Annotated in this window: 11 protein-coding genes; 1 reads left to right on the forward strand and 10 read right to left on the reverse strand. The window is 40.4% G+C overall.

The window, feature by feature from the left end:
• Positions 1-11: 11 nt before the first annotated feature.
• The 4 genes from MOQ65_RS03255 to MOQ65_RS03270 form a co-directional block, all read right to left on the reverse strand.
• Positions 12-410: a pyridoxamine 5'-phosphate oxidase family protein gene (locus MOQ65_RS03255; protein WP_444492975.1), complete on the reverse strand. Its 399-nt coding sequence runs from the start codon at positions 408-410 to the stop codon at positions 12-14.
• A 279-nt stretch (positions 411-689) separates the two neighbouring features.
• Complete coding sequence (rlmD, locus tag MOQ65_RS03260) at positions 690-2177, reverse strand: 23S rRNA (uracil(1939)-C(5))-methyltransferase RlmD (RefSeq protein WP_257846625.1); 1488 nt, start codon at positions 2175-2177, stop codon at positions 690-692.
• The gene (locus MOQ65_RS03265) at positions 2177-2845 is read right to left on the reverse strand and encodes a TerC family protein (protein WP_005386950.1); all 669 of its coding nucleotides are present in this window, start codon (positions 2843-2845) and stop codon (positions 2177-2179) included. The genes rlmD and MOQ65_RS03265 overlap by 1 nt, the downstream gene beginning before the upstream one ends.
• Before the next feature lie 146 nt (positions 2846-2991).
• Positions 2992-3651, reverse strand: coding sequence for a TerC family protein (locus MOQ65_RS03270; protein ID WP_257846626.1), 660 nt, complete (start codon positions 3649-3651; stop codon positions 2992-2994).
• A gap of 290 nt (positions 3652-3941) precedes the next feature.
• Between MOQ65_RS03270 and MOQ65_RS03275 the strand changes: the two genes are divergently transcribed.
• Positions 3942-5285 carry an MATE family efflux transporter gene (locus tag MOQ65_RS03275; protein WP_257846627.1) on the forward strand — a complete coding sequence of 448 codons (1344 nt, stop codon included), beginning with the start codon at positions 3942-3944 and terminating at the stop codon, positions 5283-5285.
• 47 nt (positions 5286-5332) lie between these two features.
• Here the strand turns inward: MOQ65_RS03275 and uvrC are convergent, their stop codons facing one another.
• The 6 genes from uvrC to smc all read right to left on the reverse strand — a co-directional run bounded on the left by uvrC (position 5333) and on the right by smc (position 17298).
• On the reverse strand, positions 5333-7159 hold the full coding sequence (gene uvrC / locus MOQ65_RS03280; RefSeq protein WP_257846629.1) for an excinuclease ABC subunit UvrC: 1827 nt from the start codon (positions 7157-7159) through the stop codon (positions 5333-5335).
• A gap of 132 nt (positions 7160-7291) precedes the next feature.
• Positions 7292-10144 (reverse strand): excinuclease ABC subunit UvrA, encoded by a 2853-nt coding sequence (uvrA, locus tag MOQ65_RS03285; RefSeq protein ID WP_257846630.1) that lies wholly within the window; start codon positions 10142-10144, stop codon positions 7292-7294.
• Positions 10145-10261: 117 nt separating this feature from the next.
• Positions 10262-12436, reverse strand: coding sequence for an excinuclease ABC subunit UvrB (gene uvrB / locus MOQ65_RS03290; protein ID WP_257846631.1), 2175 nt, complete (start codon positions 12434-12436; stop codon positions 10262-10264).
• Entirely contained in the window at positions 12436-12819 is a 384-nt protein-coding gene (locus MOQ65_RS03295) for a hypothetical protein (protein ID WP_060924748.1), read from the reverse strand. Before MOQ65_RS03295 ends, uvrB begins: the two co-directional genes overlap by 1 nt.
• Complete coding sequence (gene ftsY / locus MOQ65_RS03300; protein ID WP_005386963.1) at positions 12809-13744, reverse strand: signal recognition particle-docking protein FtsY; 936 nt, start codon at positions 13742-13744, stop codon at positions 12809-12811. The genes MOQ65_RS03295 and ftsY overlap by 11 nt, the downstream gene beginning before the upstream one ends.
• Positions 13744-17298 carry a chromosome segregation protein SMC gene (gene smc, locus MOQ65_RS03305; protein WP_257846632.1) on the reverse strand — a complete coding sequence of 1185 codons (3555 nt, stop codon included), beginning with the start codon at positions 17296-17298 and terminating at the stop codon, positions 13744-13746. Before smc ends, ftsY begins: the two co-directional genes overlap by 1 nt.
• Between the last annotated feature and the right edge of the window lie 21 nt (positions 17299-17319).

Below are 17319 nucleotides of genomic sequence, written 5' to 3' on the forward strand. Positions count from 1 at the left end.
GGGCCAATCTATTATTTCTCTTGTACTTGTTTACCACTCATATGTTCAATGGTAATTTCAAACATTTGAACTGCTCTACCAGCATGAGCAATCTCTTCATCTACAAGTTGCTCACTAGGATAATATTTCATAGCAAATTCTTTTAATAGATCTATAGATTCTGGACCTGCCTCTAGCAAACGACATCTTCCAAATACGACTACACTTTGTACATACGGCGCCCATGGTTCAGATTTATCAATACGCTCATTACCATATACGGTAAAACATACCTTATCTGAAGTTTTCAATGCATCTACTTTATGACCAGCTTTAGCTCCATGAAAATAAATTTTCTTCTTATGGCAATCATAAAAATAATTAATAGGAATAGCATAAGGGTACCCATTATCGCCGTTCATAGCTAAAATACCTCTGCGATTAGATTATAATAAAGCTTCTGTAGCAGCACGATCTATTTCATTTATCTTTTTACGAATAGGTTTAAACATACATTCAATCTTCCTTCCTAATAAGCAAAGCCACCGCCTCAGCCGTAGGCTGTTTCCAATCATTCTTCACTTCGCTCGAATTCTTGGACATCCCTGCCATGGGCAGTGCTATCACTCACTGCGTCGCTTCGCTCCTAGTGAGCAAAGCCACTAGCCTCAGTGGTTCGGCGTTTCCAATCACATGGGCAGTGCTAATGCTTACTGCGTCACTGCGTTCCTAGTAAGCAAAGCCACTGCCTCAACGTGAGCGGTCATTGGGAACATGTCTACTGGTTGTACTTCTTTTAGTTCATAGCCGTAATTTGTAAGGATTTCAATGTCTCGCGCCATGGTAGCTGGGTTACATGATACGTAGACAATACGTTTTGGTTCCATGCCAGCCGCAGAGGTTAGTACTTCTTCTTTACAGCCTGCTCGAATCGGATCGAATACAATCACGTCTGGGCGTACGCCAGCCTTGTAAAGTTTTGGCATTTCTACGGCTGCATCAGCGACGATAAATTCTGTATTATCATAGCCATTGCGTTTCGCATTTTCACGAGCGTTAATAATGGCTGGTTCTACGATTTCAATACCGATTACATGTTTAGCTTTATGGGCCAAAAACAATGAAATGGTCCCCGTACCACAGTACGCATCGATAACGGTTTCATCACCTTTAAGGTCCGCATACTCAAGAGCTTGGTCGTAAAGTACTGTAGTTTGTTCTGGATTAACTTGGAAGAATGAATGTGGGGACAATGTAAACTGTAAGTCCTTAATATGGTCTGTAATCGTCCCATCCCCATAGAGAATATTATTTTTAGGGCCTAAGATAACATTAGTACGCTTACCATTTACGTTATGAACAATAGTTTCTACTTGAGGAATTCGTTCTGTTAATTTTTCTACCCACTTCTCTTTATGCGGTAATTGTTCTGTTGCCGTTACAAGGATAATCATCCATCCAGATTGTCCAATGCGTCCAATAATATGGCGCAGCACACCCTTTCCTGTATGTTCATCATACGGTTCAATATCAAATTCTTTAGCGATTTGGTAACACGCTTGAGCGATGATATTATTTCCTTCATTTTGAATAGGACAGTTTGTACCTTGTACGATATCGTGAGATCCCATCGCATAGAATCCCATTTGAATATCGCCTTTAGTGCCGCCTACAGGCATTTGCATCTTATTGCGATATGCCCATGGTTCTTTAGGTCCTAATGTAGGCTTAACAAGGTCTGGATTTTGATGACCAATACGTTCGATAACGTCCTTTACCTTTTGTGTTTTTAGTGAAAGCTGCCCTTCATAGGTAATGTGTTGTAGTTGGCAGCCTCCACAGAATCCATAAAGGTCACAATTAGGATCGATACGATTAGGAGCCATAGTAACAATATCTAAGAGTTTACCTGTAGCATACGTCTTTTTAACCATATTGATGGATACTTTTACAGTTTCCCCTGGCAAAGCAAAAGGAACAAAAACTGTAAAATCATCTACACGACCTACCCCTTCACCGCTACTACCGATGCCATGAATAGTTACCAATACTTCATCACCAAACTTAACAGGCGCATTTAAAATAGCCTGTTGTTTTTTAGATAATTGGCCGTTTATAGCTTGCTGTGAATTAGAGCGATTACTTCTTCTATGTTGTTTAGATTTCTTCTTACGAGATGTACGATTTGTACCGTTCATTACGCGTCTCTTTTCTTCCAAATTTTAATCATACCAGTCACAATGAGTACGAAGAATACAGTGCCGAATTTAACGAGTAATTCTTCACCTTGAATATATGGCATAAGAAGTGGATCTTCCACAATCATTTCGCCTGCAACCCAGCCAAGGAGTGCACCACCAGCCCAAAGAATGGCAGGGAATTTATTAATAATTCGAGCAAATAATGTAGAGCAAAATACGATAATTGGAACAGTAATTAACATACCTGCAATAACAAGCTCTAAATGACCTCTAGCGGCCCCTACTACACCGATGACATTATCAATACTCATCATAGCGTCAGCTACAATAATCGTCCAAATGGCACCCATTAATGAATTCTTAGCTTCGATATGTGCATCTTCATCGCCACCTTTTAATAATTGAATGGCAATCCATACAAGTACAAGGCCGCCACCTAAGTGAATAAGAGGAATTAAAGTAAGCGCCTCAACTAAAAGAGTAGCAAATACAAGGCGCATTACAATGGCACCTACTGTACCCCAAATTACGGCTTTCTTTTGTAGTTCTGGAGCTAGCTTACCTGCTGCCATACCAATTACTACAGCATTATCACCAGCCAGCAAAATATCAATTAAAATAATCTTACCAATGGTTACCCACGTGGCAACTTCTAAAAATTCCATTCTGTACGTACCTCAATTCAGTCTACTAATTCAATAACTATCCCTTAACTATACCATAATTTTTCTATTTTCTCACCTAAAAAGAGAGGTATGAGTTTACATAAAAAAATCTCTCCTCCTATGATTAGGAGAAGAGATAAGTTTCATTATTTCTTGAGTTTTTTAGCTATCAAAGATGCCCCTACTACGAGGATTACTGCAGCTATTTTGATGAACAGTGCATATGGTTCAACACTATGAGCAATCAATGTATCCTCTACTGCCATACCAGCACCTACCCAGCCAAGGATACCGCCGCCAACGTATAGGATAATTGGGAAGCGTTCGATAACTTTCACAAATAAAGTACTGCCATAAATGATGATTGGTACAGTTATGAGCATACCAATAGCTACCATTGTCATATGACCACCTGCAGCACCCACTACACCGATAACATTATCGATACCCATGATACCGTCAGCAATAACAATAGTTGTAATGGCTGCGCGTAAATTATCCTTAGCTTCGATATTATGCTCGCTTTCATCATCAGCAACCAGCTTGTATCCAATCCATAAGAGGAGGATACCACCTATTAAACGAAGTGCAGGAATATTGTTCAATGCCTCTACAAATAGGAATGCCATAACAAGGCGTAAAATAATGGCACCGGCTGTGCCCCAGAAGATAGCTTTCTTCTGTAAATGTGCTGGCAAGTTACGAGCTGCCATACCAATTACAATGGCATTGTCACCAGCAAGTAAGATGTCGATAACGATGATCTGAAGCATCGCTAATAAACCTTGTACAGATAAGATGTCCAATGTATCCTCCTTAGAATATAACTATAGTATATATATTATAATCGATATAATTCAGTAGTGTAAAATTCAATTTGTAAAATATATATTCATTTTTAGCATACTCCATTCATATTAATATGAGAAGCATAACACTACAAATAGAAGTTCTAGGATATAAAAAATCATTAATTATAGATCCATAATAGACTAATCAATACTATATATTTAATTCCCAATTCTCAAGGAATTTATCTATTAAATTAGACTACTTTATGATATCGTATAATATATCATTAATAAGGGAGGTAAGTATGTATCAAACATATTCTATATTACAAAAGTTATGGTTGTTCATTAAGCTATTTACTCCTATGTGCATAACGCAATTTTCCCTTATAGGTGGTACATTTATAGCCATCTTTTTAACGGGACAATATAGTACAATAGATTTAGCTGGGGTTGCTACGGGGTATAATTTATGGCTCCTCTGCTATATCTTTGCACAAGGAACGTTGTTAGGTATCACTCCAATTATTTCTCAGCTATTGGGAGCTAAGAAAACCGATGATATTTCAACAATCTTTTATCAAGGTCTTTATATCGGTACAGGCCTAGCATGTATCATTTTAATAACTGGTCTCTTAGGCTTACGCCCTCTTCTGACAGCATTAAATCTGGAACCTGCTGCAGCTGAGGTATGTATTAGTTACCTGAAAGCATATGCTATAGGTCTATTCCCACTACTTTGGGTTAATACATTGCGTAATACCGTCGACAGTCATGGATTAACACATTATTCTATGGCCATCGTATTTACTAGCTTTATTGTGAACGTATTTTTGAACTACGCACTCATCTTTGGGCATTTCGGATTTCCAGAGATCGGTGGTGTCGGTGCTGGCTATGGTATAGCCGGTGCTTGTTGGACCAACTTTATTCTCTTTAGCTTAGTATTACTATTACATCCAAAGCTAAAGGGATATCGTATCTTTAAAGACTTCAGTAAACCAAGTTTTCACTACATTCGCGAACAGCTACATATAGGTATTCCTATTGGCTTTTCCATCTTCTTAGAAGCTAGTATTTTTAGTATTGCTGGCCTCTTGATGGTTCACTTTGGATCCGCCGTCGTAGCTGCTCATCAATCTGTTATTTCCTTTACAAATGTATTCTACTGTTTACCTCTTAGTATCGCTATGGCCTCTACCATTGCAGTTGCTTATGAACTAGGGGCAGGTCGTAAACAAGAGGCTATCCAGTACTCTTATATTTCTCGCATCTTAGCCATTGTATTGGCTATCATGATTTGTACATTTACGTTTACTAATATGGACGTTATTGCAGATCTCTTTACAAATGATGATGAAGTATACAAGCTTATCTACAGCTTCATTGGATACGGTGTATTCTTCTCTGCTATCGATGCCATTGGAACCCCTTTACAAGGTATATTGAGAGCCTATAAAGATGTAAAAGTAGTTCTTTATATCTCCCTCATATCCTATTGGGGCGTATGCTTCCCAACCGCCTATATTCTCGCTAATAATCCTAATTACGGACCATTTGGCGTATGGATTGGGTTACTCTCTAGCGTACTAGTAGCGGGTATATTATTCACCTGGCGTACTTGGTACATTCAACGTAAACAAAACTAAATAACAATTAATACAGTAAAAGAGCATCTTACATAAGATGCTCTTTTTTATTTCAATATATCTTGTTTTTCTACTTTGGACATACGGAAGAAATAATATAATGCTTCTGCCGTTTTATAGTTCATAGAGTCTACCTTTGAAAGCTCATCAATAGATGCTTCTTTCATAGCCTCTAAACTATTAAAATGCGCCCATAATGCTTTGCGACGTTTAGGACCAATTCCTTCAATATGATCTAAAATAGACTCTAAGTTACGTTTACCTCGCAATTTGCGATGGTACGTAATGGCAAATCGATGGGCTTCGTCACGTATTTGTTGCAGTAATTGAAGCTCTGGCGTATGATGACTCAAAATGATACTTTCAGATTGACCTTCTACAAAGACCTCTTCAATACGTTTAGCCAAGGAGATAACAGGCACATCGGTAACACCTACGGCACGTATTAACGGCAACGCTGCGTTGAGCTGCCCTTTACCACCGTCGATGATAATAAGGTCGGGCATAGGCCAATCTGTTTCATTACCGTAACGACGTTCCATGATTTCTGCCATTGATTTAAAGTCATCTGGCTTACCTTGCGTAGTCTTTAACTTAAAGCGACGATATTCCTTCTTCGCCGGCTTACCACCTTCAAAGACAACCATAGACGCCACAGTTTCAGACCCTTGCGTATGGGAAATATCGAAACACTCCATGCGTTCTGGTAATCGCGGCAAGTCTAAGACTTCAGCTAATTTCTTAACGGCCCCACCAGTCTTATCGATTTGGTACTGCCATTGACGACGTCGTTCTTCAAGGAAGGTTTCTGCATTCTCATGAGCCATCTTAATCATGTCCATCTTATAACCACGCTGTGGCACAGATACGTCTACATTTTGACCTTTAAGCTGTGTAAACCATTCCTTTAACAAGTCTCTATCGGTGCTATCCATAGGTAATAATAATTCCTTTGGAATGAAGTTTGTATCTCCATAGTATTGCTTGATAAAGTCCGTCATGATAGTTTCTTGACTATCTCCATCATGTTGTACAAAGTAGTTCTCACGGCCTAATAGTCGGCCACCGCGGATAAATAATAACTGTACACAAGCCATCGAGGTATCCACTGCAATACCTAACACGTCTAAGTCGCCACGCTGTGTAACCATGCGCTGCTTTTCTTGTATCTTTTCTATACTAGTTAGCTGATCTCGATAACGTGCTGCATCTTCAAAGCGTAAGTCTTCTGCAGCAAGATCCATCTTCTCTTTAATTTCCTTCAGCAAAGGGATAGGCTTACCTTCAAAAAGCTCTATGATTTCATCGATATACTTTCCATAATCCGATACGGAAATCTTGTTAAAGCACGGTGCTTCACAGTAGTGCATATGATATTGCAAACATGGTCGCTCTACCTTCATAGACTTACATGTCCTGAGTGGATAGTACTGGCGTATTAATTTCAATACTACATGTACAGATGTTACATCTGTAAAAGGGCCAAAGTACTTGGCTCCATCCCGTTCTAGTCGGCGCGTCATATATACACGTGGATAGTCCTCTTGTACTGAGATTTTTACGTACGGATACGTTTTATCATCACGAAGCCTAATATTATATTTAGGCTCGTGCTCCTTAATAAGCGTATTCTCTAAGATAAGCGCTTCCATCTCTGTCTTTGTTTGGATAATCTCCACATCGACGGCACGCTTCATCATAGCCGCAACCTTCGGCGCTCGGTTCGCATCATTGCGCACATAGGAACGTACACGGTTGCGCAAGTTAATGGCTTTACCTACATAGATGATACGATTATATTGATCGCGCCATAAATACACACCCGGTGTGGTCGGCAAATGACTGACCTTCTCTAGTAATTCTTCAGATGGCATATGTCCTCCTTTCTTTATAGATTTTAAGGAAATAGAATATATTCTTCTCTAAGATATGTTCATGATAAATGCTTAGAAAATGTATTCTATTTCCGTTATGATGTTTATAGAAACTAAATTTAATACTCTATTTTATTTCTTCTTTTGAGCTGCTTTCATAAATTTCTTGGTCTGTTCTAATACAGGACCTAAAAATTTACCGGTATAGCTTTCTTTCACCTTAACGATTTCCTCAGGTGTACCTGTGGCTACAATGGTACCACCACGATTACCACCTTCTGGACCTAAATCAATGATATGGTCGGCCATCTTAATAACATCTAAGTTATGTTCAATAACAACAACTGTGTCCCCACCATCAACAAGCTTTTGTAGTACATCTAGCAGCTTGCGAATATCTTCAGCGTGTAAGCCTGTAGTAGGCTCATCAAGAATATAAAGGGTTTTACCTGTGCTACGACGAGCTAATTCAGTAGCTAGTTTAACGCGTTGAGCCTCACCACCAGATAATGTTGTGGCAGCTTGACCTAAACGGATATAGCCAAGACCTACCTCTTGTAAGGTAACCATCTTACGATGAATTTTAGGGATAGCGCTAAAGAATTCTACTGCATCATCTACCGTCATATCTAATACATCGGCAATAGATTTGCCTTTATATTTAACCTCTAAGGTTTCGCGGTTATAACGGGCTCCCTTACAAACCTCACAAGGTACATACACATCTGGCAAGAAGTGCATTTCAATTTTGATAATACCATCGCCACGACAAGCTTCACAGCGACCGCCTTTTACGTTAAAGCTAAAGCGACCTTGTTTGTAGCCTCGCATCTTAGCCTCTGGTGTTTGGCTATAAAGCTCGCGTATAGCATCGAATACACCTGTATAGGTAGCTGGATTAGAGCGCGGCGTACGACCAATAGGACTTTGGTCAATATTGATGATTTTATCGATATGTTCAAGACCACGGATTTCTTTATGAGCCCCTACTTTGTGGTTAGAGCGATATAATTGATTAGCTAAACCTTTGTAGAGAATTTCATTAATCAAGGTAGACTTACCAGAACCGCTGACACCAGTAACAACATTGAATAAGCCAATAGGGAATTTTACATTTACATTTTGTAAATTATTTTCCTTAGCACTGCGAATTTCAATGCAGTTCTTACCTGGTTTACGGCGTTCTTCAGGAAGTGCGATAAATTTACGACCACTCAAATATTGACCAGTAATGGAGTTTTCTACCTTCATCACTTCGTCTACCGTACCAGCGGCAATGATTTGACCGCCATGCTCACCTGCACCGGGCCCAATGTCCACGAGATAGTCAGCCGCACGCATCGTATCTTCGTCATGTTCTACAACGAGCAAGGTGTTACCTAAGTCCCGTAACCCTTTTAAGGTATCGATGAGTCGATCATTATCTCGTTGATGTAGACCTATGGACGGTTCGTCTAGGATGTACAATACACCTACCAAACCAGAGCCGATTTGCGTAGCCAAACGAATACGTTGTGCTTCACCACCAGAAAGGGTCCCTGCACTACGGTTCATAGTAAGATAATCAAGGCCTACATTATTGAGGAATCCAAGACGAGCATTGATTTCCTTCAAAATTTGAGCGCCAATCACTTGTTCCCGCTCTGTTAACTGTAACTTACCAAAGAAATCCAGCGCTTCTTTAATGGTCAATTGGGTCACTTCATTGATGTTCTTATCCCCTACGGTTATAGCTAATACTTCAGGTTTAAGACGAGCTCCATGGCATGTAGTACAAGGCTTAATGGACATAAATTTTTCAAACTCTTCACGCATAGAATCTGTAGAGGCTTCACTATGACGGCGTTTTACCATCGGTAAAATACCTTCGTACTCAGTAAAGAATTCCTTTACTTCGCCGCGCATATTTTCGTACGTGAAAGCAACCTTATCTGTAGTGCCATACATTACTTTTTTCTGTAATGCTTTAGGTAATTCATCATAGGTAGAGTCTAAAGAATATCCATTAGCTTTTAACAAACCTTCTACTTGGCGCATAAACCATGCATTAGGGTTAGAACTCAACGCTTGCACACAACCATCGGCAAAGGTAATAGATCCATCTGGAATAACGCGTTCTTCGTCTACTTCCATGGTAGAGCCAATTCCCAAACAAGCTGGGCAGGCACCAAATGGACTGTTAAAGGAGAACATACGTGGCTCAATTTTCGGTAAGGAAATATGGCAATCTGGACATGCAAAGTGTTGGCTATACATGTGTTCAGGTCCATCTACCTCTTGGATAACTACAATGCCTTCTGCCCATTTTGATGCGGTCTCCATAGAGTCTGCTAAGCGAGATTCAATACCTTCTTTTACAACGAGACGGTCTACTACGATATCGATGGAATGTTTTTTATTTTTCTCTAATATAATATCTTCATCTAATGTACGTACAACACCATCTACACGGGCACGAACAAAGCCTTCTTTTCGAAGTTGTTCAAAGACAGATTTATGCTCCCCTTTTTTCCCTTGAATCATAGGGGCTAATACTAAAATCTTAGTACCTTCTGGGAAGCTCATTACGTCATCTGTCATTTGTTGTATCGTTTGCTGTGTAATAGGCTTACCACATTCAGGACAATGAGCATGGCCTACGCGAGCAAATAATAGACGCAAGTAATCGTAAATCTCCGTTACAGTACCAACTGTAGAACGAGGGTTACGGCTTGTAGTCTTTTGGTCGATAGAAATAGCTGGAGATAAACCTTCAATATAGTCTACATCGGGTTTATCCATTTGTCCCAAGAATTGACGTGCATAAGCAGATAAAGACTCTACATAGCGTCGTTGCCCTTCTGCGTATATTGTGTCAAATGCTAAAGACGATTTGCCAGAACCACTGAGGCCAGTCAAAACGATAAACTGATCCCGTGGTAAGGATATATCTATATTTTTAAGATTATGCTGACGCGCACCTTTTACAATCAATTGATCTTTCATTATGTTCCCTATTTAAAGAGATGATACCAATCGGCATCATCTCTTTTTACTAACATGAAATAATATATGTATATTATCGCACATATAGTCTATATAATCTATGTGTTTTATTACAATCTATTTACTCTTTGAGCTAGTCCGCTTTCTACCTTTAGTTGATGCAGGTTTTTTTAACTTGCTTTCACCTGCACTATGCATATCGGACCATTGTTGACGTAGTTCTCCTAATTGGTCACGAAGCTTTGCTGCCTTTTCAAATTCAAGCTGCTTTGCAGCGGCCTTCATTTGACGATCAAGTTCTTCAATTTTATTGAATAACTCTTCTGGCGTTATATCTGCCACCTTAGGAGTGGATGTATCTTGTGCATATGGTTCATGTCCATGGTCCATACCTGCTGAAGAGGCTTTCTTTTTCCCTTTCTTCGGTGAAAAGTCCTTCCCATCGGTAACCATATCTTCTTCAATTTTCGTCAACTCAATAAGTTCTTTTACATCTTTAGAGACAGACTTAGGCGTAATATTATGTTCAATATTATAAGCCTCTTGCACAGCACGACGGCGATCTGTTTCATCGATAGCACGTTGCATAGAACCTGTTACACGGTCAGCGTACATGATAACGTGACCGTTCACATTACGAGCTGCCCGACCGATTGTTTGAATCATGGCTGTATCGGAGCGCAAGAAACCTTCTTTATCCGCATCTAAGATAGCCACTAAAGAAACCTCTGGCATATCAAGACCTTCACGAAGCAAGTTGATACCAACTAGTACATCAAATACACCAGCTCGTAAGTCACGAATAATTTCAGCACGCTCGATGGTAACGATATCAGAATGAAGGTATCGAACGCGGACGCCCATTTCCTTCAAGAACTCTGTTAAATCCTCAGCCATCTTCTTCGTTAAGGTCGTAACGAGGACACGCTCATTCTTGGCAGCACGCTTATGAATTTCACCGAGCAAGTCATCCATTTGTCCCTTAATAGGACGAATCTCAATGGATGGATCAAGTAGACCGGTAGGACGAATAATTTGCTCTGCCACATTCGTTTGTACTTCCATTTCATATGGACCAGGCGTTGCCGATACATAGACGATTTGATTGATACGCTCCACGAACTCATCGAATTGAAGCGGTCTATTATCAAGCGCAGACGGCAGACGGAAGCCATATTCGATCAGTGATTCTTTACGCGCACGGTCACCATTGTACATGGCACGTACTTGAGGAATGGTTACATGAGACTCGTCCACCATGATGAGGAAGTCATCTGGGAAATAGTCTATCAATGTGTATGGTGCCTCTCCAGCCTTACGTTCAGACATGTGGCGGGAATAGTTTTCGATGCCTGAGCAATAGCCCATTTCTTGCATCATTTCTATATCGTAACGGGTACGCTGTTCAAGACGTTGAGCCTCTAATAGACGGTCAGCAGCTTTCAACTTAGCTAATTGTTCGTCTAATTCAGCTTCAATACGCTCTACAGCAATACGCATCTTATCTTTCGTTGTTACATAGTGAGATGCTGGATAGACCGCAACGTGCTTGCGTTCAGCAATCACTTCACCAGTCAAAGCATCTACCTCAACGAGGCGATCGATTTCATCGCCGAAGAGTTCCACTCGAATGGCTCTTTCACTATAGGCAGCAGGGAAAATCTCGATAGTATCCCCTTGTACACGGAAGGTACCGCGGATAAAGTTCATATCATTTCTCGTATATTGAATATCTACGAGTTTAGACAGAATTTCATCACGAGATTTCGTCTGCCCTAAGCGCAAAGACAACACGAGTTCAGAGTAGTCCTCAGGGTCACCTAAGCCGTAAATACAGCTAACAGAGGCAACGATGATCACATCGCGACGCTCAAAGAGGCTCATCGTAGCGCTATGTCGCAGTTTATCGATTTCATCATTAATAGACGCATCCTTCTCGATGTATGTATCGCTAGAAGGAATATACGCTTCTGGTTGGTAGAAATCGTAGTAAGATACAAAGTATTCTACCGCATTATTAGGGAAGAAGCTTTTAAACTCACTACATAGCTGCGCAGCTAAGGTTTTATTATGGGCAATAATCAGCGTTGGCTTTTGAACGGCCTCGATAACTTTAGCCATTGTAAAGGTTTTACCTGTACCAGTGGCACCGAGTAAAACTTGGGCCCATTCACCGCGTTCAATACCTTCTGTTAAAGACTGAATCGCAGTTGGTTGGTCCCCTGTAGGCGTAAAGGGCGCCTCCACTTTAAATGGTTGGCCCCCTTCGTAATTATATGTATTATGTTTCATTACTGTTCATCCTGATGTTTACGGATAGCTTTGAGCTCTTCCTCTGAAAGACGGCGACCTGCATTTTCTGCTTGGTTCAACGTATCCTCTCCTTCTAATACTTCGATGAGCATAGCAATGGAGAAACGATCTAATGTAGGCGTAGTCTTTTGAATTTCATCAGCCATCATCCAATCTGATTCAGTATAGTTATTAATACGTTCTGTAATCTCTTCCCAGTTTGAAAGTAGCAATCTTGTAATAGGGCGATATAATTCAATGCCGAAATACTCGATTAAACCAACAATCTTTTCCATATTTTCTAGGCTAACATTACATTCATTTTTTTTATTTTCAGATTCTACATATTCAAGTAAGAATTCCCGGTTATATTTATTTGTCACCTTGAATCATTCCTTTATTAAATAGTGCATTAGCAAATTCTTTCGCATTAAATGGACGCAAGTCATCCATGCCTTCGCCAACGCCGATCCAGCGAACAGGTACGCCTAATTCCTCTTTAATAGAGATAACTACGCCACCTTTTGCTGTGCCATCAAGCTTAGTCACAACAATACCATTTACTGGTACTGCTTGACCAAATAATTTAGCTTGGCTTACTGCATTTTGACCTGTAGTACCGTCTAACACGAGCAATGTTTGATGTGGTGCCCCTTCTACGTGGTTATTCGCTACGCGGCCCATCTTTTTAAGTTCTTCCATAAGATTAACTTTAGTGTGTAAACGACCTGCAGTATCTACAATAACGAGGTCTGCATTACGAGCTTTAGCTGCTTCCATTGCATCGTATACAACAGCTGCAGGGTCAGCGCCTTCTTTATGTTTAACGATAGGTACACCTACGCGATCTGCCCAGATAGACAATTGGTCAGCTGCAGCAGCACGGAATGTATCACCTGCAGCGATAATAACCTTTTTGCCTTCTTTAGTGTAATAGTTAGCTAGCTTAGCAATAGTCGTAGTTTTACCGACACCATTTACCCCAACTACAAGGATAACCTCTGGATGATGAAGTGTAATTTCATCTTCTTGGTCAACTAACATTTCTGTAATGCGGTCTTCCATGAATGGCATTACATCACCAGTATTGTTAATAACACCTTCTGTTACACCACGACGAATTTCTTTCATCAAATATTCTGTCGTTTTAGGACCAAGGTCACTAGTGAGCATAACTGCTTCTAAATCATCTAAGAAATCATCATCGATTTGTGCATAACCGATAACGATACTTTCAACGTTTTTTACAAAAGACTTACGAGTTTTCTCCAAGCCGTCTTTAATTCTATCAAAGAATCCAAATGCCATTATGCTAGATCCTCCTTCACATCTTCAAATGCTACTGTTAATAATCGCGATACGCCTCGTTCAACCATGGTCACCCCTTGTAATACTTCGGCGGCTTCCATCGTTTTTTTACGGTGTGATACTACGATAAATTGTGTTTCTTTATTTACCCGATTTAGGTAAGAACTAAACCTTTCTACATTAGCTTCATCAAGGGCTGCATCAACTTCGTCAAGCACGCAGAACGGCGCAGGACGATAGTCTAGGAACGAGAACAATAAAGCAATAACCGTAAGGGCACGCTCACCACCGGATAACAAGGTCAATTGTTGACGCTTCTTCCCTGGCGGCTGAATATAGAAATCGATACCACCAGTTAAGATATTATCTGGATCAGTCAATACAATTTGCGCCGTACCACCACCAAATAGTTGGCTAAATACCTCTTGGAATCTACGACCTACTACATCTAATACATCGTATAACTGTGTACTCATAGCCTTATCCATTTCAGCAATAACCGCTTGCAATTGCTCTTTCGCTGTATCTAAATCTGCTAACTGTGTGGTTAAGAAATCATAACGCTCTTTAGTTTCTTCATATTCTTCAACAGCGTTCGGATTGACTGGGCCTAGTTCGGCAATTTCTGCCACCAAGCGGGCCTGCTCATCCTTCCAATCGTTTACAGAACCTTCAATGCGAAGAGCCTGCGCATCTTCTAAGGTAAAGCCTAACTCTTGTAGTTCTTCTACAAAGCGCTCACAATCCATACGATGACGTGTAATCTTACCTTCCATATCGACGAGTCGACCTTGAACGACTTTATATCGTTGGTTCAATCGATCTTGTTCACCGAGGATAGATTCCATCTCTTCACGTCCTGTAGATGTTTTATCATAAGCCTCATCGCGAAGTGCACGCAATCGTTCAACCTCCGCTGTAGCAGAAGCCAATTCTTCCTCTGCCAATTCTTTAGCCTTGGGTAGCTCCACTTCGCAGCGCTCTGTAGTGCTAATTAGCAGATTACGTAACGGTGTTAAGCGCTCTACAATGTTAGCAATGGATTGATTACGTTGTTCTCGCTGAGCTTCGCGTTCCTTAATGGTTTGTCGCAACGTATCACAGGTGAGGCGTGCCTCTGTGAAAGCTTCATACGCCTCTTGCTGTATCTTTTGCAATACAGTTAAACGCTCCATCAAGGCCCCTTGATTGCCCTCTACACCATGATTTTCTTGTAAGGAAGCCAATGCTGTTTCTTGGTCTTTTAAGTTAGCTGTTGTAGTGGCTAAATCAATATCAATTTGAACTAAACGTTGCTCTTCTTCAGAAAGAACACGTTTCTTACGGTCCATTTGATTTTGTATATTTTGTACCTTTGTTTCACTAGCCACATAGAGTAAATTAGTATGTTGGTAGTTTTCATCAAGGGTAGCTCGTTCTTTTTCAGCCTCTTCAACCCGTTTTTCTAAAGTTTCTAAGCTAGCTGTTAAAGAGCGGATTTGTTCTTCAATTTGTACAAGCTCTTGTTCAAGACTAGCAGCCTCTTCCTTACGGCTCAATACGGAGGCACGCTTACGTTTTGTAGCACCACCCGTTAAAGAACCACCAGGTTGGAATTGTTCCCCTGTAAGGGTAACGATGCGCAATTGTTGGTTATATTTCTTCTGTAATCCAATAGCATCATCCATAGAGGATACTACTAACGTACGACCTAATAGATATTGGAAAATATGAGCGTATGTATTATCAAAGGAAATACAATCAACAGCCGTGCCTATGACACAACTTTCATGTAAAGCAGGCGTATCATACGGTTTCCCTTTTACAGAATCCATCGGTAAGAAGGTTACGCGACCACCTTGGATAGATTTCAAATAATTAACGCCTTCTGCAGCAGCACGAGCTGTAGTAGTCACAACGTGGTTAACACTACCGCCTAATGCCGTTTCAATAGCTGTCGTATATTTGTCCTCAACTGTAAAGAGATCACCAACGGCGCCCGTAATCTGTTCACGCCAAGCGCCCTTACCATTTAGAATATTCTTAGTACCTTCTAAGTAACCTTCATGCTGTTCTTCCCATTGAGCTAAGAGCTCTAAACGGCCTTTTGCACGTTGTTCTTGGGTACGAAGTTTTTGTAACTCTTTGCGTTCTTCACGAGCTTGTAAGGCTGCTTCTTTACCGCCATCAACGAGGGCTTGTCGTTGTGCAGAAATAGCAGTAAATTTCTGACCCAATGTTTCATACTCAGCACGTGCTGCTTGTAGGTCACTATCTACTTGACCTATTTCAGCCTTTAAAACTTCACATTGTTTTGTAGACTCTTCCTTACGAGATTCTAAGCTACGAATACTAGCCTTTGCTGTTTCAATAGCGCTCACAAGCTCTAATTGATGTTGCTCAAAGGCTTCTCGATTAGACTGCAATGACTGGAACTTAGCTTGCTCGGCGCTAACATCTTCAACAGCTTTTTTATAATTAGATTCTAACGATTCTAGCTTAGACTCTTTTTCTACTAATTGAGCACTTTCATCTTGAATCAACTGATTTAAAATGCGCAATTGTTGTTCTTCGCCCTTTTGCGTAGCTTCTAGTTCGCTAATACGCATAGATATTTCATCTAATTCACGATGAGCTGTCTTCAACTGCTCGTCTAACAGACGTAAATGACCTGCTAAACGTTCTTCATCACGTTGCTTTTCCGTATACTGAGCTTCCCACAACTTGAGTTGTTCTTGCTCTTTTGTTGATGCGGATTGCAAGGTATGACGGCGCGCTTCCAATTTAGACAATTCAGTTTGAAGCTCAATCTCTTCATTCTTAAATGCAATATTATCATTTTCGAAACGCGTTAATAAACGATCAGAGGTCTTATAATTGTGAAAGCCTAATGCCCCATCATAGTCGCGCTTTGTACGACTTAAGGTCATATACTTTTTAGTCTTTTCCGCCTTTTCAGACAAAGGTCCTAGTTGTTCTTCGATAGTAGCCATTACGTCTCGTACGCGTTCCATGTTTCTGTCTGTGCTAGCAATACGACGCAATGCATCTTCTTTGTTGATTTTAAAACGAGAAATACCTGCTACATCTTCAAAGATCAAACGACGCTCTTCAGGCTTTGAATTCAAAATAGCATCAATACGGTTCTGACCGATAATAGCCATTGAGTCTTTCCCAAGGCCTGTATCAGCTAATAAAAGATGAATATCCTTTAAACGACAAGAACGTTTATTGATAAGGAACTCACTTTCACCAGTACGATAAATACGGCGTGTAATAGCAACCTCAGCCATATCTACATCTAATTGATGGTCACTATTGTCAAATACAAGTGTAACCTCAGCTGCACTCATTGGTTTACGTTTTTCCGTACCAGAGAAAATAATATCCTCTGCTTTTTGACCACGTAAGTTACGGACATTGGATTCCCCTAAAACCCATTTCATAGCATCCGTAATATTACTTTTACCACTTCCGTTAGGTCCAATAACGGCAGTCATTCCTGGCGAGAATTTTACAACCGTTTTATCTGCAAACGATTTAAAGCCCTTTAATTCTAACCGAAGTAATTGCATGACTGCCTCCTTTCTACTAAC

The sequence above is a fragment of the Veillonella faecalis genome (genome assembly GCF_024677885.1).
Classification (GTDB): Bacteria; Bacillota; Negativicutes; order Veillonellales; family Veillonellaceae; genus Veillonella; species Veillonella nakazawae.

Excerpts from the sequence above, each read along its gene's own strand:
- ftsY (WP_005386963.1), bottom strand. The coding sequence starts at position 13,744 with ATGGCATTTGGATTCTTTGATAGAATTAAAGACGGCTTGGAGAAAACT.
- smc (WP_257846632.1), bottom strand. The coding sequence starts at position 17,298 with ATGCAATTACTTCGGTTAGAATTAAAGGGCTTTAAATCGTTTGCAGAT.
- uvrB (WP_257846631.1), bottom strand. The coding sequence starts at position 12,436 with ATGAAACATAATACATATAATTACGAAGGGGGCCAACCATTTAAAGTG.
- MOQ65_RS03265 (WP_005386950.1), bottom strand. The coding sequence starts at position 2,845 with ATGGAATTTTTAGAAGTTGCCACGTGGGTAACCATTGGTAAGATTATT.
- uvrC (WP_257846629.1), bottom strand. The coding sequence starts at position 7,159 with ATGCCATCTGAAGAATTACTAGAGAAGGTCAGTCATTTGCCGACCACA.
- uvrA (WP_257846630.1), bottom strand. The coding sequence starts at position 10,144 with ATGAAAGATCAATTGATTGTAAAAGGTGCGCGTCAGCATAATCTTAAA.
- rlmD (WP_257846625.1), bottom strand. The coding sequence starts at position 2,177 with ATGAACGGTACAAATCGTACATCTCGTAAGAAGAAATCTAAACAACAT.
- MOQ65_RS03275 (WP_257846627.1), top strand. The coding sequence starts at position 3,942 with ATGTATCAAACATATTCTATATTACAAAAGTTATGGTTGTTCATTAAG.